The 20,659-nt window shown below is 68.7% G+C and carries 19 protein-coding genes and 1 pseudogene; 14 read left to right on the top strand and 6 right to left on the bottom strand.

Translation table 11 applies throughout. From position 1 onward, the window contains the following. Positions 1-346 precede the first annotated feature (346 nt). From ACFW1I_RS32990 to ACFW1I_RS32970, 5 genes and pseudogenes are all read right to left on the bottom strand, one after another. Positions 347-976, bottom strand: a complete 630-nt coding sequence (locus ACFW1I_RS32990; RefSeq protein WP_384676866.1) for an HAD-IA family hydrolase — start codon at positions 974-976, stop codon at positions 347-349. A 295-nt stretch (positions 977-1,271) separates the two neighbouring features. Beyond that, positions 1,272-2,507: an MAB_1171c family putative transporter gene (locus ACFW1I_RS32985; RefSeq protein WP_384676864.1), complete on the bottom strand. Its 1,236-nt coding sequence runs from the start codon at positions 2,505-2,507 to the stop codon at positions 1,272-1,274. Positions 2,508-2,632: 125 nt separating this feature from the next. Then, entirely contained in the window at positions 2,633-3,142 is a 510-nt protein-coding gene (locus ACFW1I_RS32980) for a hypothetical protein (RefSeq protein ID WP_384676862.1), read from the bottom strand. 565 nt (positions 3,143-3,707) lie between these two features. Continuing rightward, a pseudogene (locus tag ACFW1I_RS32975) lies at positions 3,708-4,897 on the bottom strand (dihydrofolate reductase family protein). 23 nt (positions 4,898-4,920) lie between these two features. Then, positions 4,921-6,348, bottom strand: a complete 1,428-nt coding sequence (locus ACFW1I_RS32970) for a helix-turn-helix domain-containing protein (RefSeq protein WP_384676860.1) — start codon at positions 6,346-6,348, stop codon at positions 4,921-4,923. A gap of 287 nt (positions 6,349-6,635) precedes the next feature. Between ACFW1I_RS32970 and ACFW1I_RS32965 the strand changes: the two genes are divergently transcribed. From ACFW1I_RS32965 to ACFW1I_RS32910, 12 genes are all read left to right on the top strand, one after another. Further along, complete coding sequence (locus ACFW1I_RS32965; protein ID WP_384676858.1) at positions 6,636-7,121, top strand: ATP-binding protein; 486 nt, start codon at positions 6,636-6,638, stop codon at positions 7,119-7,121. Between the two features lie 22 nt (positions 7,122-7,143). Next, the gene (locus tag ACFW1I_RS32960; protein ID WP_384676856.1) at positions 7,144-7,812 is read left to right on the top strand and encodes an HAD family hydrolase; all 669 of its coding nucleotides are present in this window, start codon (positions 7,144-7,146) and stop codon (positions 7,810-7,812) included. After that, positions 7,809-9,620, top strand: coding sequence for a hypothetical protein (locus tag ACFW1I_RS32955; protein WP_384676854.1), 1,812 nt, complete (start codon positions 7,809-7,811; stop codon positions 9,618-9,620). Before ACFW1I_RS32960 ends, ACFW1I_RS32955 begins: the two co-directional genes overlap by 4 nt. After that, positions 9,617-10,573 carry a thymidylate synthase gene (locus tag ACFW1I_RS32950; protein ID WP_384676852.1) on the top strand — a complete coding sequence of 319 codons (957 nt, stop codon included), beginning with the start codon at positions 9,617-9,619 and terminating at the stop codon, positions 10,571-10,573. Before ACFW1I_RS32955 ends, ACFW1I_RS32950 begins: the two co-directional genes overlap by 4 nt. Next, positions 10,570-12,300 (top strand): carbamoyltransferase, encoded by a 1,731-nt coding sequence (locus tag ACFW1I_RS32945; protein WP_384676850.1) that lies wholly within the window; start codon positions 10,570-10,572, stop codon positions 12,298-12,300. The genes ACFW1I_RS32950 and ACFW1I_RS32945 overlap by 4 nt, the downstream gene beginning before the upstream one ends. After that, complete coding sequence (locus ACFW1I_RS32940; protein WP_384676848.1) at positions 12,297-13,352, top strand: hypothetical protein; 1,056 nt, start codon at positions 12,297-12,299, stop codon at positions 13,350-13,352. Before ACFW1I_RS32945 ends, ACFW1I_RS32940 begins: the two co-directional genes overlap by 4 nt. 96 nt (positions 13,353-13,448) lie before the next feature. Beyond that, positions 13,449-13,961 carry a topology modulation protein gene (locus ACFW1I_RS32935; protein ID WP_384676846.1) on the top strand — a complete coding sequence of 171 codons (513 nt, stop codon included), beginning with the start codon at positions 13,449-13,451 and terminating at the stop codon, positions 13,959-13,961. 31 nt (positions 13,962-13,992) lie between these two features. Further along, positions 13,993-14,838, top strand: a complete 846-nt coding sequence (locus ACFW1I_RS32930; RefSeq protein ID WP_384676844.1) for a class I SAM-dependent methyltransferase — start codon at positions 13,993-13,995, stop codon at positions 14,836-14,838. Then, positions 14,835-15,596, top strand: coding sequence for a phosphotransferase (locus ACFW1I_RS32925; protein ID WP_384676842.1), 762 nt, complete (start codon positions 14,835-14,837; stop codon positions 15,594-15,596). The genes ACFW1I_RS32930 and ACFW1I_RS32925 overlap by 4 nt, the downstream gene beginning before the upstream one ends. Beyond that, positions 15,593-16,249 carry a histidine phosphatase family protein gene (locus ACFW1I_RS32920; RefSeq protein ID WP_384676840.1) on the top strand — a complete coding sequence of 219 codons (657 nt, stop codon included), beginning with the start codon at positions 15,593-15,595 and terminating at the stop codon, positions 16,247-16,249. The genes ACFW1I_RS32925 and ACFW1I_RS32920 overlap by 4 nt, the downstream gene beginning before the upstream one ends. 5 nt (positions 16,250-16,254) lie before the next feature. After that, positions 16,255-17,082 (top strand): phosphotransferase, encoded by an 828-nt coding sequence (locus ACFW1I_RS32915; RefSeq protein WP_384676868.1) that lies wholly within the window; start codon positions 16,255-16,257, stop codon positions 17,080-17,082. Positions 17,083-17,114: 32 nt separating this feature from the next. Then, entirely contained in the window at positions 17,115-18,116 is a 1,002-nt protein-coding gene (locus ACFW1I_RS32910; protein WP_384676838.1) for an NAD-dependent epimerase/dehydratase family protein, read from the top strand. Between the two features lie 62 nt (positions 18,117-18,178). Here ACFW1I_RS32910 and ACFW1I_RS32905 read toward each other — a convergent pair whose 3' ends face one another. After that, complete coding sequence (locus ACFW1I_RS32905; RefSeq protein ID WP_384676836.1) at positions 18,179-19,381, bottom strand: IS110 family transposase; 1,203 nt, start codon at positions 19,379-19,381, stop codon at positions 18,179-18,181. Positions 19,382-19,593: 212 nt separating this feature from the next. On the opposite strand from ACFW1I_RS32905, the gene ACFW1I_RS32900 reads away from it, so the two are divergent. Both ACFW1I_RS32900 and ACFW1I_RS32895 read left to right on the top strand, forming a co-directional pair. Next, positions 19,594-20,358 carry a 3-deoxy-manno-octulosonate cytidylyltransferase gene (locus tag ACFW1I_RS32900; protein WP_384676834.1) on the top strand — a complete coding sequence of 255 codons (765 nt, stop codon included), beginning with the start codon at positions 19,594-19,596 and terminating at the stop codon, positions 20,356-20,358. A 61-nt stretch (positions 20,359-20,419) separates the two neighbouring features. Beyond that, positions 20,420-20,659: methyltransferase domain-containing protein (locus ACFW1I_RS32895; protein ID WP_384676832.1), on the top strand; the 240-nt coding region annotated here is incomplete at its 3' end.

The following is a 20,659-nucleotide window of genomic DNA, read 5'->3' as shown; positions in this document are numbered from 1 at the left end:
CTCAAGCCCGCCGAATGCCCCGGCGGCACCCTCGCCACCGTCAAGGTCCCCGAGGTGGGCACCGTCAAGGGCCTCTGCACCTCCACCCGGGCCCGGGGGGGCGGCGCGCCCCGGGCGCGCCCGCGCCCGCCCCGCGCCGGGCGCGGGGACCCACCCCCGACCGCGCCCGCCCCCGACAGCAGCGAAGGGGATACGGCGATACCTCTTGCCGAGGTATCGCCGTAGCCCCTTCGCTGTCTGTACCGCCGAGGGCGGAGCTCGCCCACCTTCCGCGTCCGCCGCCGCCGTGACCGCCTGCCACGGCGCGCGGGCGTCGAGGTCGGACCCCCGCGCTTCTGGCGCCGGGCTACGACGCCGCGAGGTCCACGCCAAGCAGCTCGGAGAGAGCAGCCACCGTCTGCCGGGGGTCCTGGTTATGCACACCTGCGAGGCCGAGCTCCTCTGCTACCCGAACGTACGCTTCGGTGTCGTCGACGAAGACGCACTCCTCGGCAGGCATTTCCATGAGCTTGAGCGTGATCTCGAAGAGCTCCGGGTCAGGCTTGCGCAGCAGGTGCTGTTCGGAGATCACCACGACGTCGTACAGCCGCTCAAGCTCGTAGCCGGCGTACAGGTCCCACGGGGTGAGTCCCACACTGTTGGACAGGATGCCCACCTTGATCCCGGCCCGCCTCGCTGCGGCAGCCGCATTGATCATCAGCGGCTCGGGGCGAAGGTCACCGAAGATCCGGCCCATCAGGTTGTCAGCCGGCACGCCCAGCATCTTGCCGGCGAACTCGTTCCACTCGGTCTGGGAGACCGCTCCACGCTCGAGGTCGCTCGTGATCCGGACGCCCTCCTCGTCCTTGTACAGGGCCGTGAGGCAGGCGCCCTGCGGGAGGCCCTCACGCTGCTCGAACGCAAGCACTGCAGGCAGCAGCGGAGTGGTGAGAACGCCTCCGAAATCGAGGATGAGGCCCGTGCGGCGGTTGGACATGCGAAAGAACTCCAGATTGCTGAGATTTCGGACGCCCATCCAGACCGGATAGCGTCACTGCCCGGCTACATATGGCGACGGGAGTAGAGGTACGTCGCAGACCGGGGTGCACTTACGAGGCGGAGCAAGACCTATCAGTCCGCATGACCCACGATACCAGCCCAGTTCATGCAGCGGACGGTGCCGAATCTCACTCACCGGCCCGTCATTCAAGATCGCGATGCAGCCTGTTTCACTCGCCAGGTAATGGAATTTGTACCGAGAGAAACCAGGCCGTGAAGCTCAAAAAGACTGGCTAGATACCCGGCTTGGATTCCGTCTCCGTACAGTGCAGGAGAAGCTCCCGAGCTTGATCCGTGGCGATACGCGAATAGGCCGTACTGACTCGAGCAAGCCACGCTGCTTCACTATCGGTGTCAACGAACGGTTTCTCTCTCAGAGAGGCAGTGGCGTACGGGTTTGCTTGCGAGGTGCCAGCGGCCTGGAGCGCGGCCTTAATCCAATACGCTTCCGCAGCCGGTTCAGGGTCGGGGTGCGATGCGGTGATGTCCTCGGCGGCGAACATCAAGTCTCGTGGAGCGTAGTAGCGCAGCTTCTCACAGGCATCAGCAATGTCCTGGGTCCATCGGTCCAGGCGAACATCGATGGGGACGCGTATGTGCATGAGTTCCGCTAGGCGCCGCCCGGGTGGATACAGACTTGCCCCGGGAAACGCATCCACCAGGTCGAACCAGAGCGGGTAGATCCTGTACAGGGTGCGCCAAGTCCTCCACCGGGCTGCCGCCGCGCGGGTAGTGGGTATGCTCGCACCAACGGCAACGATCAGGAAGAGCAGGTTCATCCATATCGCTGTGGCATCGACAAGGAGCTGTACCGTGGAGCGACTTAGAGGGAACGCGACCGCAGCCCAAAGGATGGCGACACGCGCCAATGTGTGGGTCAGACCCATCCACATGGAAATCCCCATCAAACCCAGCCCGACGCGCATGCTCGTGTTCTCGACCCGTCGCGCCGCCCTCGTCCACTGGTAGCCGCAGACCGCGGTCGTGATGAGCGGGAAGAAGTAGAACACGGTCATGTAGACCGCGACCCCCCATTGCCCGGCGTGGTCGATGAGGAAGTTCTGGCTCGGCTTGTCACGGTCCACCACGGTGAAAAACAGGACCGTGAGCAGAATGACGCCTATCGCTCCTGTCCCATAGGACGCGCGTGCGATCTGGCGGGAGACCGCTACGTGCCGGGGCACGACCGTCTCCGAGCTCTTCCCGTAGCTGGTGGCAACGTAGGTCAGGGCCGCGATGATCGCCGCGGTACTGGAGAAGTGCCTGAGTAGGGCGCTCAGGTCCACTACTGGAATGCGATCCACCGCATCCATCACTCCTGGCGTGTAGAGCCAGAGAGCCACGGCGAATCCTGCATAACCGCCCCAGAGCGCCCGACGGTGAGCGTCGGCGTACCGAACTGCAGGGAATCGCCATACGGCGATGAGGGTCATCACGGCCGCAGTAAGGTATTTAATGTAGTCGAACACGGAACCAGTGGGTGTATGCGCCGGCGGCACGTTTCGCCGGCCTGGAAGGCCAGTCGGCCGCAGCCTTGATTGCCAATAGGTGGACTACGCGATGAGACGGAAGCCGTAAGGCCGGGAGCTGCGCCTCAGCGGTCGCCAGTCAATCGTGGCTGGAATCGTCGCCGTGGCGGCGCAGCGACTGGATGAGCAAGTGAATTCTCCAGGAGGCTGACCATGTCATCTCCCGTGAACGACTGACGGCGCGCCAACCGCTTGATCAATGAAGCCGAAAGCTCGGCCTGCTTTTCCTCACGGCTGCCGAAATCCACCCGCCCCTGGATCAGGGCCGACGGGAAACGCCGAAGAACTTCCTGACGAATACGCTCAGGGACGTATCGCGCGATCTCTACATCCGTCAGGGAGGTACCGTGGTTCAGCCACTCGTGCGCGAGCTCATGGAGAATGATGTGCTCGGTCTGATTGCGACTTGAACGGCGACGATAGAGAATGATCGTGGTCTCCGGCGCTTTGACCCGGAGACCACATGCCGCTCCCAGGCCTCCGTCGGCGTCATCCAATGGCACTAGCCGAATCTGACGTCTCAGCACGCCCTCCATATTCCGCACCAAGGCCTCGACGCTGAAAGGAGAGGGCATGGGAAGATCCGCGAGCAGGCTCTCACATTCCTTCACGAGGGCACGCCGTGAAGGGCTCCTACGCCAACGCATCGTCGCTCCATTGAATGCCACTGAGGTGTTCACTGCCAGCCCACGAGGCGCTAGTGGCCAGGAGCTTGTGCTTGAGGTGCGTGGCGTCCAACCGACGCCCCGTCTACACCCAATCGTACAAGGAGAAAAGTGCGGTTCCTGCGAGACGGGCGTGTTATGAAGCTCACCCAGTCGTGGAAGTTCGCATTCCAAGGCCCAAGATCACAAATTCATGACACCTCGTTAATTGAATTTGGGAGACCCGTGCGGGACGCCGATCGACCAGCTTGGCACTGCGGATCTGCTCGCATAGATGGCCGGCTGATTGTCGGTCGCTCGCTCGTCTCCCTGATCAACGTCATGCAGCAACCGACACAGCGACTGCCCTCCGGACGTCCCTGGCTCTGTGAAACTCGTAGGTCGATCAGTACGAGCCGTCGGCCACAGCATCATCGCCTGGCGCTGCTCGACGTACGGCGCTCGCAGCGCCGTACGTCTTCGGTTCAAAACTTCCTCAGAGCAGGTGCCTGTTGGGCGCCTGGGCCGATTCGGCAAGCTCCGGAAGCTCGACGACCGTGATGCCGGCCTTCTCAAGAAGTTCGGTGCCTTCGGCGCCGGGAACGAAGGTGTCGGGCTCACGCCAGGCGGTGACGACGCGGCGGATGCCGGCATCGCGGATGAGCTGAGCGCATGGGTGAGGCCGGGAAGCGCGTTTGGCGCAGGGTTCGAGGGAGCTGTAGATCGTGGCGGTGGCGAGTCGGGGATCGCCGGCGGGGAGCTTGGCGAGGGCGGCTTCCTCGGCGTGGTCGTGGGGGTCGTTCTCGCGGGAGTAGCCGCGGGTCAGTTCGGTCCCATCGGCGGCGACGATGACCGCGCCTACGCTGAAGGCGGTCGTCGAGGGCGGGCAGAGAGCGGCGAGTTCGCAGGCAAGGGCGAGCCAGGCCCGGTCCGCGGCGTTGGGTTCGCGGCCGGAGCCCGGGGCGCCGGCGGAGAAGGGGGTGTTGCTCATCGGGGCTCCGTCGAGATGTCCTTGGGTGCGTACCTCAGGAGTACCACGTCGCCGATCTGGCGGGTCTCCAGGAGCCGGAGGCGGGCGGTGGGGCCGCCGAGGTAGTGCGCGGGGCCGAGCATCCGCACGGCGTCGGACTGGCCGACGATGAGCGGGGCGATGACGAGGTGGAGCTCGTCGGCGAGTGCTTGCTCGAGGAGTTGGGTGTGGATCGTGCCGCCGCCCTCGACCATGAGGCGGCGGATCCCGTGGGACCCACTGAGCACGTCCAACGCGACAGGCCAGGTGTGCTCGGTGGGGACGACGACGATCTCGGCCAGGTCACCGAGCGCCGCCCGCGCCTTCCTACCGGCTTCCTGGCCGACGGCGAGTACGAGCTTCTCTCCTCCGTGATGCCAGAACTTCCAATTCGGGTCCAGATCCCCGGTGCCGGTGATCGTGACCTTCAACGGGTACTCCGGCCGACCTGCGGCGACTCGGGCCGCGCGGCGCTCCTCGGAGTTCACGAGGAGGCGGGGGTTGTCGGCGCGGAGGGTGCCGGCGCCGACGAGGATCGCGTCAACGGAGGCGCGGACGGAGTCGACGCGGTCGAAGTCCTCCTGGTTGGACAGCATGAGCCGGTCTTCACCGGGGCGGGTGTCGAGGAAGCCGTCGATGGAGACCGCAGCGGACAGAAGGACGTAAGGGCGAGACACGGAGAACTCCAAGGGTGAGCAGATCAAGCAGGGTGTAGCACGATGCGGTCGAGCGCGGCCCGGAACTCGGCAACGCCTTCGTCACTCGCCGCAGGGGCAAGCGTCAGGTCCAGCCGGCTCAGCTGGCCGATGATCCGGGCGGACCCGGTTTCGGCCGCGATCCCAACAGCCTGCGTACCGATCCTGGCGGCCAGTGTCGTGCTTCCGGTGCCCGCGTGGGCACGCGCTGCCCTGGCCAGGTAGACCCCTCGGTCGCGCCGATACATCGCCGGCAGCGCCGCGATCGCGCTGTCGAAGCCGACGGCGGCTCGCTCGTAGTCCCCCAGTGCGGCAAGGGAACGGGCACGGGCAGTCCTGATGTACGCCTCATCGAGCCACGAGCCCCAGACTCCGTCGGCGTCCGCACGGCCCAGCAGGGTGAGGGCGGTCTCGTATGCGCGATGGGCTTCGGTGCCTTCGCCGAGTATCGCGTGCGCGTGCGCCTCGTGGAGGACGGCGATGACTTCGAGCCGGCTGCCCGGCCGGGCTGTGCGCCGGGCGGCAGCGGCGAGGCCCAGTCCGTCGGCGGGATGGCCGGTATCAACAGCGAGCTGGGCCTTGCGAGCGAGGATGTACGCGGTGAGGTCGGTGTCGCCGGTGATGTGGGAGGCGTCGAGCGCCTTCGCCGTATGGCCGTATGCGGCGCGATCGTCCCCGATGTCCTGGGCGAACCAGCCGGCCAGCTCCTCGTACCGCGTCTCCAGGGCCAGAAGGTCGGCTGCGTCAGCACCGCGGGCTGCCCGACGCCGCGCGGCAAGCGCGACAAGCTGCTGCTCCAGCGCGGGCAGCACGTGCCGGGGGCCCATGAGGTTGTCGGCTTGAATCATCACGCGGCGAAGGCGTGCGAAGTGCTCGACGGGGGATCCCATGTCGGCGACCTCGGTCGCGGTCGCCATTGTCGGAGCCGGGAGCGCGGTCGCGGCAAGGCCGGCGAGCCCGGAAGCGAGAACGACACGACGAGGAACGGGCACGAAGAGGATCCTTCCGTGGATGCGGGCAGGGACGACGACCGTGTCCGTGTCGTCGTCGACTGAGCCTGCCTGCCCGAACGCCCCGAAGGCCAGAACCTCTGGGGCGCTGGCCCCATGGCTCCGCGCATTGGCCCCATGGGCCTGTGTCACGGTTCTGGACACGGGAGCGGGATGCACTTGGGGCTGTGCACCCTCTGCCCAGTCCCAGAGGCGGACCAACGCCCCGGCGGCGTCGACCGCCTCATCTAGCGCAACTGCGGCATGGCGGGGGACCGGACGTTCAGCACGTTCGAACCGCCCCAGATGGGAGCGGTCGACCAGGGCCTTGCGGGCGAGTGCCTGCTGCGACAGTCCGCGAGCTTCCCGGAACTGGCGTAATTCGTAGCCCCATCGGTGCCACGGGCCGGCGTCCGGCGTCAGCTCGCTCGGCTGCTGCCCCATGCCTCCCCCTCGTGAACTCCAGCCCGCCTTGCGGGTACTTCCGACGGCTCCGCCTGCAGCTGGATGGGGCCAGAGGGGCCAGCGCACAGGGCCCCATGCGAAGTCTCCCGGCGAGGCCGCCCGGCCGCTTTCATCGTCGGTACGAGCTGATCACACCGTATCCGAACGACGCATGCCGAGGCCCTCATTCGCTCATTGCGGAGAAGCGGGCGGCCGGTTCGCACGCTGCGACGCAACAACCGGGCGCTTCCCTCAAGGGCTGAGGTTCGACCTGTGAGAAGGCGATCATGGAACGAATCGGAAACCTGGGCAGCGCGATCGACGCCCCCGAGCATCGGACGAGTCTCACGCTGCCCGCCGACGAGCTGTCGCCGCGTCGCGCCCGCTCCTTCACCCGCGCGGCCTTGACTGCCTGGGGAGTCGAAGACCTCCTGGACGAAACCGTGCTGATCGTCAGCGAGCTCACGACGAACGCGCAGCAGCACGGCAGCCGGGCTGCCGAACCTGACAACCGGCCGAGTGCAGCGGACAGGAACGCTGACGAGATCACGCTGACGCTCGCCTTCAAGGCGGACGTCGTGGGGATCGAAGTGGAGGACAACTCCCCCGAGCCCCCCGTCCCGCGGGTCGCCTCCCCCCTCTCGACTGGCGGACGCGGCCTGTTCCTCGTATCCGCCGTGGCCGACGCCTGGACTGCCTGTCCCAAGCGGGACGGCAGCGGCAAGCGGGTGATCGCTTTCGTGAAGCGCCCCGAGAGCTCCATCGCCCCCTGACCCATTCCACCGGAGATACCTCATGACCACCCTGCTCTCGCCCTCGCCCTTACACCTGAAGGCGCTGCTGCTCGACCTCGACGGCGTACTCCTCGACACCCGCCCGGTCATGGAGCGCGCATGGCAACAAGTCCTGACCGAGCATGGTCTCGACGTACCGTTCGAGGAGTACGAGCGCCACCTCGGCCGGCCTTTCGCCGACATCATGGAGCGGCTCGGACTCACCGAGTCCGAGCGGCTTCACCGTACGTACGACAAGGCGTCGATCGCAGCGGCCTACCTCGCCCGCGAGTTCGACGGCGTCGTGGAGGTCCTACACGCCTTCGTCGCCGCCGGCTGGCGCCTCGGGGTCGCCACGTCCAAGCCCCTTGACCGGGCCAGCTCGCTCCTGGCCCGCCTCGGATGCCCGTTCTCCACGGTGCGCACGCCGAACGGCGGTGGGCGTGGAAAGCCCGCACCGGACACGGTCCTCCTGGCGCTGACCGACCTGGGTGTCGATCCCGCCGACACCGTGTACGTGGGCGACATGGCAGTCGACCAGGAAGCCGCCCGCCGTGCCGGAGTCCCGTACGTCCACGCCGGCTGGGGATACGGCTGCCCGGGCGCCCCCTCCCCCGTGGTCGCCGAGTCCCCGAAGGACCTGCTGAGGCTCCTCTCCCCGGGACCCTTCCTCGAAGGGAGCCTGTTGTGACGACGCCCTCTCACCACGTCCACGGTCTGACGCGAGCCGATATCAACGGACAGCCCGCGTGGGCATTGGTCGGTGAAGGCGCGCTCGCGACTCTGGCATCCAACCGGATCGCCACGAGCGAGCTGGACACTCTGCCCCTGGACGCGCAGGAGCACGAAGCGCTGGTCGAGCACGTCATGGACGCACTCCAGTACTACGGGGGCTGTCGCAGGACGACCCCGGGTGGGGCCGGGTGGCTGTACGTGCAGCACGTACCGGTCCGTCGCCTGGTGGCTCACGTCGTGTGCAAGCTGATGGCCCTCAGCGCCTGGGAGCCGTTCAGAGCGGCACCCGGCCCGCTGAGAATCGCTCCGCACGAGGGACTCGTCGGGCTTCGCGAGAGCAGTTCCCGGGAGTACCGCGCCTACACCGTCACGTGGTCCGGCATCGCGTATCTGCTCGGGGCAGCCGCCTTGTACAACCCGTTCCGTACGGCGCAGCTGGGCAGCCTGCACTCGGCGCGCGTCGACAGCCGGGTGCCGAGCCCTCCCCCGTCGGCGCTCCCACGCACCGGCGTCGTCGCGCTCTCGTGGTCGTCCCGCCATGCGGCCACTCTGCTGCCGGTGCTCGAAGACCTGGCAGGTAGTGGCCGGACGAGTCTCCTCGTCGATCTCGCCACGGACCCGGCGCAACGCTGCGACACGCCAGCTGTCGAGGGCATCCGGCTCGTCACGCCTCCCGCTGGTCTCTTCGCTCTGTCCGGAGCCGTGGAGCACCTGCAGCTGTGGGACGACGAGCACGTCGTCCAGGTGGGGGAGCACGTCGTCCGGCTCTCGCGTCTGGTCCGTCTCCTGGCCGTCCTGCTGGAGACCAGCAGTGGATGCACCCAGCCGTCATGGCGCTCCGTGGTCCGTCTGGAGACGTGGCTGCGCGGTGTTCTGCAGGCGTCTCGCCCACACACGCTGCTCGTCAGCAACGACACCAGCCCCGTCGGCGCGCTCGCCGTCCACCTGGCCGATCTCCACGGCGTGAACACGGTCCATGTGCAGCACGGGGCCTGGACTGCGGAGTCGGTCGCGTGGCCCGCGCTGCACAGCCGGGACATCGTCGTGATGGGCGATCGCGATGCCCCGCTCGCCAAGGCGTGGGCGCGGCACCCGGACGCCCAGGTCCACGTGCTGGGGCAGCCCCGCTTCGACACCCTCGCCGGCCTCGGGCGGGAATCCCAGAGGCAGTACCTCGAGAAGCTGCTGGTCCCCGGATCCGGGCGGAGCCGCGACCGGATCATGGTCTGGGCCTGCCAGCCCTTCCGTCCCGACCGGCTCAAGGCCCACGCCGACCTCCTCCTGGACGGGATGTGGAACGCCGAGGGCGAATGGGGACTGGTCATCGCCCCGCACCCGGCACAGAGCCCGGAGGCGTTCGCCTCGCTCATGCAGCGGGACGGAAGGCCGCTCGTGGCCGTCGCCGATCCGCAGGTAGGGGCCCGGGGTTGTCTCGCCGGCGCCGACGTCGTCGCGAGCGCCTATTCGACGTGCAGCGTCGAGGCCGCCCTCTTGGGCGTGCCGGTCCTGGAGATCGGCACCGCCGACGAACGCACGCTCGGGCTTGCTGCTCACGGCCTCGCGCGACGCTGCACCACCGCCGGGGACGTCGCCGACGCGCTCTCCGCACCACTCAGGCCGCTCAAGGCCGCCGAACCCGCCTCGACCGACGCGGTGTGTCGCTGGAGCGGCGACAGTGCCGCCCTGGTCGCGCAACTCATCGTCAGCCGCGCATCCGGCCACCAGCCCGAACACCTCCGAAACGAAGGAGTCTCCGCCCAATGACATCCCTGACCGCCGACAGCATCGCCGAGCTCTTCGTCGGTGCCGTCGCCCTGGCCAAGTCCGGAGAGAGCGTCAGCCCGCGTGGCATGACCACTCGCGAGGTCCTCGACGTCCACATGCGGCTCACCCGTCCGCGGGCCCGCCTGCTGTACGCGCCCCCGTCCAGGATCCTGAACCCCGCCTTCGCGGTAGCCGAGACCGTCTGGATCCTCTCCGGGTCGGACGAGCCCTGGATCTTCGACTACAACGCGAAGCTCCGCCAGTACGCCGACGACGGAGTCCTGCGCGGCGCCTACGGCCCGCGCATGCGGAAGTGGACGGGCACGGTGGACCAGCTGGCCCGCGTCGTGGAGATCCTCAAGGAGGACCCGGACTCCCGCCGGGCCCTGATCCAGCTCTACGACCCGGCCCGGGACGCCGCCGGACACAAGGACGTGCCCTGCACGCTCGGCTTCCGCTTCTACCTGCGCGACGGCCGCCTCCACATGTCGACGACCATGCGCGGCCAGGACGTGTGGATCGGCATGCCGTACGACCTGTTCTTCTACACCGTCCTGCACGAGCTGGTCGCCGGCTGGATCGGCGCCGAGCTGGGCGACTTCCACCACCACGTCGGGTCCCTGCACGTCTACGAGAACCACCTCGACCAGGCGGAGGAGTTGACCTCGATCGTCGCCAGCTCCGAAATGCCGGAACTCAACACGCCGTGGGAAGGCTTCGACGACCTCCTCCACCAGGTCAAAGGGCGGGACGTGACCGGGCACGCCGGGTGGGACACCATGTCCGAGACCCTGCGCAGCTACCAGCTCTGGAAGGGCGGCCGGCGAGAGCAGGCGACGGACCTGGCCTGCAAGATCGACGGGCCGCTCGGCCTGGCCATGACCGCCTGGTACGACGAGCTGAACCGCCGCTCCACGACCTCATCCGCGCACGCCTCGGCCGGTGCCCGATGACGGCGGCCGTGGACCAGGCGCCCTCGGTCATTCTCGGCCTGTGCTCGTACACCCACGACTCCGCCGCCGCGCTGCTCGTCGACGGGCAGCTCGTCGGCTTCGTCGAGGAGGAGCGGCTGTCCCAGCAGAAGCACACCAAGGACTACCCGCACCACGCCGTCGAGTGGCTGCTCGGCGAGGCCGGGCTGTCCGCCACCGACGTCGACGCCGTGGCCTACAACTTCCAGCCCACCCACTACCTGCTCGAATCCCCTGCCGCGCTGCGTCTGGCCCGGTCACCGACCACCCGTGACCGGGCGGTGCCGCGAGCTTGGGGCTTCGCCAAGGTGGCGTTGCGCACCGAGCTCCGGGTCCGCGACATCGGTCGGCGGTTCCCCGCCGCACGCGTGACCCCCGTCCTGCACCACCGGGCGCACCAGCTGGCCGCCTTCGCTGCCTCCGGGTGGAGCGAGTCCGCCGTGCTCGTCGTCGACAGCCTCGGCGAGCGGCAGACCACGACCATCGCCCACGGACACGACGCACTCCGTCCACACACCCGCACCCTGGAGGCGATCAACGATCCTGCCTCACTCGGATACGTGTACGGCGCTGTCACCGAGCACCTCGGGTGGCGCCGCGGTGACGAGGAGGGGACGGTGATGGCGCTCGCCGCACTCGGCGACTCCGCGCGATTCCGGAAACTCTTCGCCCGGGCCATCCGTGTCACCCCGACGGGCTTCGCCGTCGACCCTCTCTACTTTCCCCCGCGGGTGCTGACTTCGGGCTACCCGAGGACCACCCGGCGCTTCATCGAAGAGACGTGCCCCGAACGCCATCCGAGCGAACCGCTGCGTGACGTGCACCGGGACCTGGCCGCAGCCCTCCAGGAGCGCACCGAGCAGGTGATGCTGCACCTGGCTCGCCGAGCGCGGACCGTCACCGGCTCTCGCCGGCTGTGCGTCGGAGGCGGCGTCGCCACGAACTGCGTGAGCATCGGCCGCATCATCGAGGCCGGCGTGTTCGACGAGGTCTTCGTGCCGCCCGCCCCGGGCGACGCCGGCACCGCGATCGGTGCCGCCATCGCCGCACACCACGATGGCCACGCCCGGCAGCCCCTATCTGGCGTCACTCGGGCCTGCTACCTCGGTCCGTCCTTCGAGGGAACGGCGCTCGACCTCACGTCGTGGCCGGGCCTCCAGGAGAAGGCGCTGGGCGCCGAGGCTGCCGAGTTCCTCGCCGAGCAGCTCGCCAACGGTCTGATCGTCGGGCTCTTCCAAGGACGGGTCGAGGCTGGCCCCCGTGCCCTCGGCAACCGCTCGATCCTCGCCTCCCCGCGGGAGCCGGGCGTCGTCGAGCGGCTGAACGCCACGGTGAAGTTCCGGGAGCCGTTCCGTCCCTTCGCCCCCATGGTGCTCGCCGAGCAGGCCTCGCAGTTCTTCACCCTCGGCCAGGAAGCGCCGTACATGTCGATGGCATCCGGCGTGACCGAGAAGGCGCGCGAGCTGGTGCCGGCCATCGTGCACGCGAACGGCACCTCCCGCCTGCAGACCGTCACGCGCTCGCAGAACCCGTTCATGCACGAGGTGCTCAGCGCCTTTGCCCGGCGTACGGGCGTGCCGGTGCTGATCAACACCTCGCTCAACGTGAAGGGGAAGCCGATCTGCGGAACTCCCGCGATGGCGCTCGACTGCTTGGCCGAATCGGGCCTGGACGCCCTCCTGCTGGAAGGGCGGTGGATCGCCAAATGAAGATCGGGTACAGTTTCTGGGGCTTCCTTGGCAGCGGGATCACGGACACCCCGGACGGGGGGCGCAGCCACCGCCGCCCCTTGATCGACGCTCTCGTCGACCGCGGCCACGAGATCGTCTTCCTGCAGGCCAACCGCGACCTGATCGAGGCCGGCGACGACCTGGGCAACGCCTACACCTTCCACAGCGGCAGCCCGGACATCGACGCTCTGTTCCTGGAGTGGCGCTGGGCGATCGAGGGACGCAACACCACCCCGTGCGGCGCCGAAGGCCACACCTGCGACCTGCATCGCCAGGCCGAACTGATCACCCAGTACACCGTGCGCAGGAAGACGCCGACCGTGATCTGGGACAAGGACCGCAAGCTGCGGGCCGAAAGCGTGTGGCGGCGCGTTCCCCAGGCCACTGTCTGCGAGGCCGCGCTCGAACCGACGCCTGGGGCGCACCGCCTGCTCTTCCCCGTCGACGACCGCCTGCTCGCCGAGACGGATCCGGTCGCGCTCGCCAAGCAGCCCCGGGATCTCGTCCTCGGGTACCTCGGCAACCAGTACAACCGCGACGAGCACTTCGACCGCTTCTTCGCACCGGCCGCCGCACGCTTCGATCACCTCGTCGGAGGCAAATGGACCAGGACCGGCCGCTGGCCGCACGTCCGGTTCCTCGGCAGGCTCCCCTTCGATGCGGTCCACGGCCTGTACGGCAGGTCGCTGGCGACTGTGCTCATGCTGCCGGAGCGGTACGCCGCCGTCGCGCAGATGACGCAGCGAATCTTCGAGGCCGTGCTCGCCGGCTGCCTCCCGCTCGCCCCTGCCGACATCCTGCACGCCGACCGCTTCGTGCCCGAGGAGCTGATCGTCCGTTCTGGTGACGAGGTGATCGAGCGGCTGAATCACCTCCGGCGGATCGCCGGCACCCAGCAGCACGCAAACCTGATCGCGGCCTGCCTGGACCGCCTGGACCTGTTCCGTCTGAGCCGACAGGTCGACGCGCTGGAAGCCGTCCTGGACACGGTCGTCGGGCCCGTCGTCGCGCTGGAACGCGGAGCAGCCTGATGCAGCGGAGCACCCAGGCCACCGCGTCTGGATCATCCGAACGTGCCCGGGCGGCCGGTCCGACCGGGCACCCGAGCACCTCTACGCTGGAGCACCATGAAGAAGGTCGCCATCGTCGGCTGCGGAGGCAGCGGCAAGTCGTACCTGGCGCGCGAGCTGGGCAGGATTCTCGACGCCCCGGTGACGCACCTGGACGCCGCGTTCTACGACGCCGAGTGGAACGAGCTGCCCATGGAGGAGTTCGCCGCCCTGCAGCGGAACCTGGTCGCCCAGCCGAGGTGGGTGATCGACGGGAACTACAACTCCACGTTGCAGATCCGGCTCGAAGCCTGCGACACGGTGGTCCTGATGGACGTCTCGACCGTGGCCGCACTGTACGGGATGCTCTCCCGGCAGATCCGGCACGGGGCCGGGCACAAGGGCAGTGGCGTGCACAACCGCATCCACTGGGGCGTAATCAAGTACGTGGCGACGTACCGCCGCAAAATGCGCCCGCGGGTCATCGCCAAGATCGAGGAATTCGCCTCGGGTCGTGCCGACGTCGTGCTGCTATCCAGCCGCCGGCAGACGCGCCGCTGGCTGCGGAAGGTCGCCGCCGAGCACCGCTGAGCTCTCCGCTCCCCCAAGGGGAGGGCGCGGCATGAGCGGGACCAACCCCTTCCTGGACCCAGCTCGGCAGGCGGATCTGTACGGGGACGCCTCCCGGCTGGCCAGACGGTCCAGCGCGCTGACGCGGGCGAAAACCTCCGGGCGCCCTGTACCGGACACGATCGTCGCGCTGGTCCGCGACCATCACGAGCGACCGGATCGCCTCGGCCTGGTCCTGGACCTCGGCTGCGGTCGCGGGACGAGCAGCCTGACCCTCGCCAAGGAACTCCGCCCCCGGCGCGTCATCGGTCTCGACGCCGCGCCGGCCCTGCTTGAGCAGGCTCGCCTGCGAGCCCGGGAGCTGCACGGCCTCTCGGTGACCTTCCACCAGGGCGACTTCCACCGTCTCCCCGTGTCCGCGCGGTCGTGCGATGTCGTCGTCGCCGCGTTCTGCCTCTACCACTCGCCGCGCCCGCAGGCTGTGGTCGCGGAGATCGGCCGGGCTCTCGCTCGCGGCGGTCTGGCCGTGTTCGTCACGAAGGGCCTCGACAGCTACCGGGAGATGGACCAGCTTGTGGCCGCCGCCGGCCTCGACCCGCGTGCCGAGCAGCGCGAGAGCCTCTACGTCTCGGCGCACAGCGGCAACCTCGCCGACCTGGCCGCCGTGCCACTCGACGTACTCGCCGTGGAGCACGAGGAACACAGCTTCACATTCGACGGCCACGACCACGTCGTCGAGTATCTGGCCACGAACCCGAAGTACGACCTCGCCCCCGGCCTGTACGGCAACGCGGACGCGCTCGCGGCGACACTGCACGAACTCCTGCCGGACCGGCCCCTCACCACCAAATCCGTCGTCACCTTCGTCGTAGCCCAGTCGAAGAGAGGACGGCAATGATGCTCCGATATTTCACCAAGCGCTACGAGGCTCCTGGTCTGGTGGCCGCGGCAGCCCGCCATCACGCTTGGCTCGCCGAGCACGCCCGGCCCCTGCGGCTGCCGGCGCTGACGGTTGTCGGGCCGACGAGTCTGACGTACGAGTGGATCGACGGCCGCCCGGCCCGGCCCGAGGACCTGCTGGCCCTGGCCGCGCTGTTGGGCGACGCCCACGGAGCCGCCTGGACCACTTACCTCCGGCCAGCTTCTCTGAACACGCCACACCGTTTCCAGGATGGCATCGCGTTCGACGACTACATCGGTCCTCGCCAGACCGCGCTCCGAAGAAGACTGGAGCAGGGGTACCTGGCGGACCGGGGCGCCCTCCACGCGATGCTGACCCTGTTGGAGAAGACCGCCGAGGGGACGACCGCCTTCTACAAGGACAGCAACCCCCGGAACTTCATCATCGCCGAGGCTGGCGAGGTCTACACGGTCGACACTGACGACCTCACGCTGGCGCCGATGGGGTACGACCTGGCGAAGCTGATCGCGACGCTTGCCCTGACGTACGGGCCGCTGCTGGCCCCAGCCATCGACTCCGCCCTGCACGCCTACAACGTGGCGGCCGAGCACCACGACCCCCGGCTCGGCACCACGGATCGCGACCGGCTCGACGACTTCCTCGCCCTGCACGCCGTCCTGACCGCTCCGTACGCCGGACGCAACGGCTACCGCTACAGCTGGCCGCCCCGACCCCGCCCTCAAGGATCCACATGATCACCACCGAACTCGTCTTCGTCCGCCACGGCGAGGCCCAGTGCAACGTCGACGGCTTGGTCGGCGGCCCCCGCACCTGTACCGGGCTGACCGACCGCGGATACGACCAGGTTGAACGGGTCGCGTTCCGACTGGCCGCCGAGCACCGCGAAAAGCCCTTCGACGTGCTGTACGCCGGCCCCCGCATCCGCCTGCGCCAGACCGCCGAGATCATCAGCCAGGCTCTCCAGCTCCCCATGTCCACGGACGACCGTCTCGACGGTCCCGTTCACGGCGCCGCCGACGGCCGACCGTGGGCCGAGGTGAAGACCGCCGCCGATGGCGGGCCGCACGCACACCCCGACAAGCCCTGGACAGCCGGATCCGACACCTGGAACGGATACCTGGAACGCGCCGGCCGCTTCCTGCACGAACTCATCAAGCAGCACGCGGGCGAACGCGTCCTGTTCGCCGCGCACGGCGAGACCGTGCTCGCCGCGCACACCCTGCTCCTGGGCATCCCGCTCGGCTCCCCGGCCGGATTCACGGTCTCCCACGGGTCCATCACCCGCTGGCAGCACCACCTCAATCGCCTCGGACAGCGACGATGGATGCTCGACCGCCACAACGACACCGAGCACCTGGCCGCCTTGGCACAGAAGGCCGCCTCGTGATCACGATGCTCGACGACCCGCGCCTGAACCTTGCCCGCGGAGTACTTGGAGCGTTCCGTGTCGTGCACGATGCGACGCTCCCGCCACGCGTCCTGCGCCTGGTCAACGCCGACGGCAACGAGTTCTTCGCCAAACAGCACAGCGAACGCGACCGGTACACCCGCGAGCTGCGCGCCTATCTCACCTGGGGGTCCCATCTGATCGGCCACGTCCCCCGCGTGGTCGGCCGGCAAGACGCAACATGCACCCTGCTTCTCACCGCTGTCCCCGGCCTACGGGCAGACACGGTCGCACCGGGGTCACCCGAGGAAGAGCAGGCCCACTACGAGGCCGGGCGTGTGCTCGGCAAGCTGCACCAGGCCACCACGATGCAGCGTACCGGGTCCGTCGGCACGGAACTCGCTCGGCGGCTGCGCTACTGGATCGGCCGCGCGGACCGGGCCGACCTCGTCTCCGCGGTCGAACGCGGGCTTCTGAGCCACAGCGCAGACGTTCTGGCGGACACGCTCATGGACAGCGCCGTGTGCCACCTCGACTACCAGCCACGGAACTGGCTGATCAGCGACACTTTCGGGCTGTGCGACTTCGAGCACATGCGGCGCGATGCCCGCATCCGCGACTTCGCCCGGCTCGAGTTCCGCCGCTGGCAGGCCGTTCCAAACCTCCGGACATCGTTCTTCGCCGGATACGGACAGCCGCTGAATGGCACCGAACAGCGGCTGCTGCAGTCCTTCGGCGCGATCGAGGCCGTCACCGCCCTGGTCCGCGGGCACGAGCAGGACGACCTCGTCCTCAGCACCCACGGCCGCACGGTTCTGTCCCGCCTCCTCTGAACCACACCTTCCCCGGAATCCTGGAGATCCTTGTGTCGCATCACCCATCCCACCTGACCACCGCTGTCCCCCGCCGGGCAGTGGTGACCGGCGCCGCCGGCTTCATCGGATCCCACCTCGCGCACGCCCTCGTCCAGGCCGGCGCCAACGTCGTCGGCGTCGACCGGCGCGACCCGGCCACCGACCCCACGGCCGCGGCCAACCTCGCCGTCCTGCAGGGGCTCCCGGGGTACATACACGTCACCGCCGATCTCCTCAGCTGCGCGATCGAGCCGCTTCTCGTCGACGCGAACGCCGTCTTCCACCTGGCGGGCATCCCTGGGGTACGCCCTTCGTGGGGACCGAAGTTCAGCGAGTACGTCGCCTCCAACGTCCTCGCCACCCACCGCGTCATGGACGCCGTCTCCCGGATGGGCGTTTCCCGGCTCGTGGTGGCCTCCTCCTCCAGCGTCTACGGCCCCACCGACGGCGGTGCGAGCGTCGAGACCGATCGGCCCCAGCCGGCATCCCCGTACGCGGTCACGAAACTCGCCGAGGAGCAGCTCTGCCTCGCGCACTCCACCCAGGCCCACTGCCCCACCAGCGTGGTCGCCCTGCGGTACTTCACCGTCTACGGCCCCCGCCAGCGCCCCGACATGTTCACGCACCGCACGCTCACGGCGGCCCTGACCGGCCGGCCACTGCGTCTGTACGGGGACGGGCACCAGCGCCGGGACTTCACGTACATCGACGACGCGGTGGCTGCCACGGTGGCCGCGGCCACCATCCCGACGGCCAGCGGGGTGATCAACGTCGGGGGCGGTTCGAGCGCCTCCCTGCTCGAAGTGATCAACATCGCGAACAACCTCTCCGGGCGCGAGATCCAGGTCCACCAGGAGAACCCGCGTAACGGCGACGTCCTCACCACCCGCGCCAACCCCGGCCGCGCCCACGACGTCCTCGGCTGGCGGCCCCACGTCGACCTCCACACCGGCATGCGAGCCCACATGCAGGCTCTGGCCACCGGTTCCGCCGCGTACGGCCACGCGGCATAGCGGTCTGACCACGACATCGCACCCGCGCTCGACACTCACCGACAGGAGTCTCAATGACGAAGTCAAGCCGCTTGCGTGACTGGCGGGGCGGAGGTGAACACCCTTTCGTCACGCAGCAGCGCCCACATCACGCTCGCTCGTCGGCGGGCCAGGGCAATGACGGCCTGAACGTGTTTGCAGCCCTCGGCACGTTTCTTGAGGTAGAAGTCCCGGTTCGGGCCTTCTCGGATAATGCTGGTCTGCGCGGACATGTAGAACACCCGTCGCAGACGGCGGCTGTAGCGCTTGGGCCGGTGCAAGTTGCCGGTCCGCCGGCCGGAGTCGCGGGGGACGGGCACGAGCCCGGCCGCCGAAGCCAGGTGGCCGGCGTCGGCGTATGCCGCGAGGTCGCCGGCGGCGACGACGAACTCGGCCCCGAGTATCGGGCCCATGCCGGGCAGGGACTCGATGATCTCGGCCTGCGGGTGGCTGCGGAAGGTGTCGCGAATCTGCTTGTCGATCCGCTTGAGCCGGTCGTCCAGGGCCAGGATCTGTGCGGCCAGATCGGCAACGATCTGGGCGGCGACGTCCTCACCGGGCAGGGCGGTCTGCTGGGCCTGGGCAGCCTCCAGCCCGGTGCCCGCAACGGCGTCAGCACCCCGGACGCCGCGGTTGGCCAGCCAGGCCGTGAGCCGTGCCCGGCCGCGACGGCGGATCGCGGCTGGGCTCTGGTAGCCGGTCAGCAGGACCAGCGCGCCCTTGTGCGAGCTGTAGTCGAACGCCCGCTCCAGAGCGGGGAAGACGCCGGTGAGCACATCTCGCAACCGGTTGATCATCCGCACTCGGTCCGCCACCAGATCCGAGCGGTGCGCGGTCAGCAGAGCAAGGTCGGCCGCGAGTTGGGCGGGCACATCGATCGCAGCGAAGTCCCTGCGGTGGCGGGCGGTCTCGGCGATGACGTAGGCGTCACGGGCGTCGGTCTTCGCCTCGCCCCGGTAGGCGCCCGACATGCGGTTCACGGTCCGGCCCGGCACATAGACGGCCCGCTGGCCGTGGGCCGCGAGCAGTGCCAGCAGCAGCGCGGAGGACGTGCCGGAGATGTCCACCGCCCAGCGGACCTCGTCCGCCAGCTCGAGGATCTCGCCGAGTGCGGTCAGGATCGCCGACTCATCGTTGTCGACCTTCCTCGACCACAGCGTGGCGCCGGTCTCGTCGACCACAGTCGTCCAGTGATGGCCCTTACCGGCATCGATACCGGCCCAGACCTGGTCTTTCCGGTCGCGCACTTGCCCCTCCTCGCAGCTCACGGCATGCCGTCGGCCCGAGGAACACCCCGCTGTCATCTCCGTAATCAGCGACCGCACAAGGCGCGCACATCTCAATCAGCAGCCAGGGCGCCCCGGAGAGCCGGACGGCCACTCCTGTGAAGCCACTGAAGGCAAGCACCCATTAGCCACATCCGGCCCTCCCGGGCCGCCTCACAACTTACGGAGCACCCGTGGCTGCCACCGCTTCATCACGCCCTACCGCATACCGACATATAGCCGTCATCCCCTGCCGCTGGGGTGCCTCCCGGTTTCCCGGCAAGCCTCTGGCTCAGCTCGGGAACAAGCCGCTGTTTTGGCACGTCCACCAGCGCTGTATGGAGGCCAAGCGCCTCGACGGTGTGCTGGTCGCCACCGACGACGAGCGCATCGAGGATGCATGCCGCGAACTCGGCATCGACTGCATGCGCACGGGAGACCACCCCACAGGGACAGACCGCGTCGCGGAGTGCGCGCAACGCCTCCATGCCGACGCATACATCAACGTGCAGGGCGACGAACCGTTCATCTCCCCTGCCGCGATCGATGCGGTCTCCGAAGCCCTGGAGCACCTGACGCCGGGCACACTCGCCGTAAACGCGTACGCGGAGTTGGACGACGCCAGCACGGTCCTGGACCACAACGTCGTGAAGGTCGTCGTCGACGCAGATCGCCACGCCCTGATGTTCTCCCGCCAGCCCATCCCCTATCCGCGGGGCGCCCGACCGAAGTACCTGCGGCAGCTTGGGCTCTACGGCCTGACGGGAACGGCCCTCAGTCTGTTCCGACAACTCCCGCACGGGCCGCTGGAGCGAACCGAGGGCATCGAGATGCTGCGCTTCATCGAACACGGTCACCGCGTAAAGATGCTCCCCGTCATGGACGACGGGCTCGCAGTCGACACACCTGAGGACCTTGCCAGGGCCAGCCGGTTCCTCCGCTCTCGACAGCTTCCATGACTGACCCGGCTCCGGTGGCGGCAGTTATTGCACTGTGCCCACCCACACGCCAAGGAGTCACGTGACCGAGACGACCTCCACCGCCGCCTATTGGGAGCCGTTGTGGGCCGAGGGCCGCGCATACCGGCAACTCGACGACGCCGAGACCCGGCTCCTGGACGAGCACCTCGGCCCCGGCCACGGACGCGCCGCCCTCGACGTCGGGCGCGGCGACGGCGCTCTGGCCCGCCACCTCCATCACCTCGGCTACCGCACCACGGGCATCGACTGCTCACCCAGCGCCATCGCCCTCGCCGCCTCC

The organism is Streptomyces sp. NPDC058955 (assembly GCF_042741435.1).
In the GTDB taxonomy this organism is placed as follows: Bacteria; Actinomycetota; Actinomycetes; order Streptomycetales; family Streptomycetaceae; genus Streptomyces.
Note: the sequence above shows the minus strand (reverse complement) of the source record. Positions and strands in the feature narration are given on the sequence as shown.

Coding starts and splice junctions, on each gene's coding strand:
- ACFW1I_RS32925 (WP_384676842.1), top strand. CDS start 14,835: ATGATGCTCCGATATTTCACCAAGCGCTACGAGGCTCCTGGTCTGGTG.
- ACFW1I_RS32965 (WP_384676858.1), top strand. CDS start 6,636: ATGGAACGAATCGGAAACCTGGGCAGCGCGATCGACGCCCCCGAGCAT.
- ACFW1I_RS32915 (WP_384676868.1), top strand. CDS start 16,255: ATGCTCGACGACCCGCGCCTGAACCTTGCCCGCGGAGTACTTGGAGCG.
- ACFW1I_RS32945 (WP_384676850.1), top strand. CDS start 10,570: ATGACGGCGGCCGTGGACCAGGCGCCCTCGGTCATTCTCGGCCTGTGC.
- ACFW1I_RS32940 (WP_384676848.1), top strand. CDS start 12,297: ATGAAGATCGGGTACAGTTTCTGGGGCTTCCTTGGCAGCGGGATCACG.
- ACFW1I_RS32950 (WP_384676852.1), top strand. CDS start 9,617: ATGACATCCCTGACCGCCGACAGCATCGCCGAGCTCTTCGTCGGTGCC.
- ACFW1I_RS32935 (WP_384676846.1), top strand. CDS start 13,449: ATGAAGAAGGTCGCCATCGTCGGCTGCGGAGGCAGCGGCAAGTCGTAC.
- ACFW1I_RS32990 (WP_384676866.1), bottom strand. CDS start 976: ATGTCCAACCGCCGCACGGGCCTCATCCTCGATTTCGGAGGCGTTCTC.
- ACFW1I_RS32960 (WP_384676856.1), top strand. CDS start 7,144: ATGACCACCCTGCTCTCGCCCTCGCCCTTACACCTGAAGGCGCTGCTG.
- ACFW1I_RS32970 (WP_384676860.1), bottom strand. CDS start 6,348: ATGGGGCAGCAGCCGAGCGAGCTGACGCCGGACGCCGGCCCGTGGCAC.
- ACFW1I_RS32980 (WP_384676862.1), bottom strand. CDS start 3,142: ATGCCCTCTCCTTTCAGCGTCGAGGCCTTGGTGCGGAATATGGAGGGC.
- ACFW1I_RS32930 (WP_384676844.1), top strand. CDS start 13,993: ATGAGCGGGACCAACCCCTTCCTGGACCCAGCTCGGCAGGCGGATCTG.
- ACFW1I_RS32920 (WP_384676840.1), top strand. CDS start 15,593: ATGATCACCACCGAACTCGTCTTCGTCCGCCACGGCGAGGCCCAGTGC.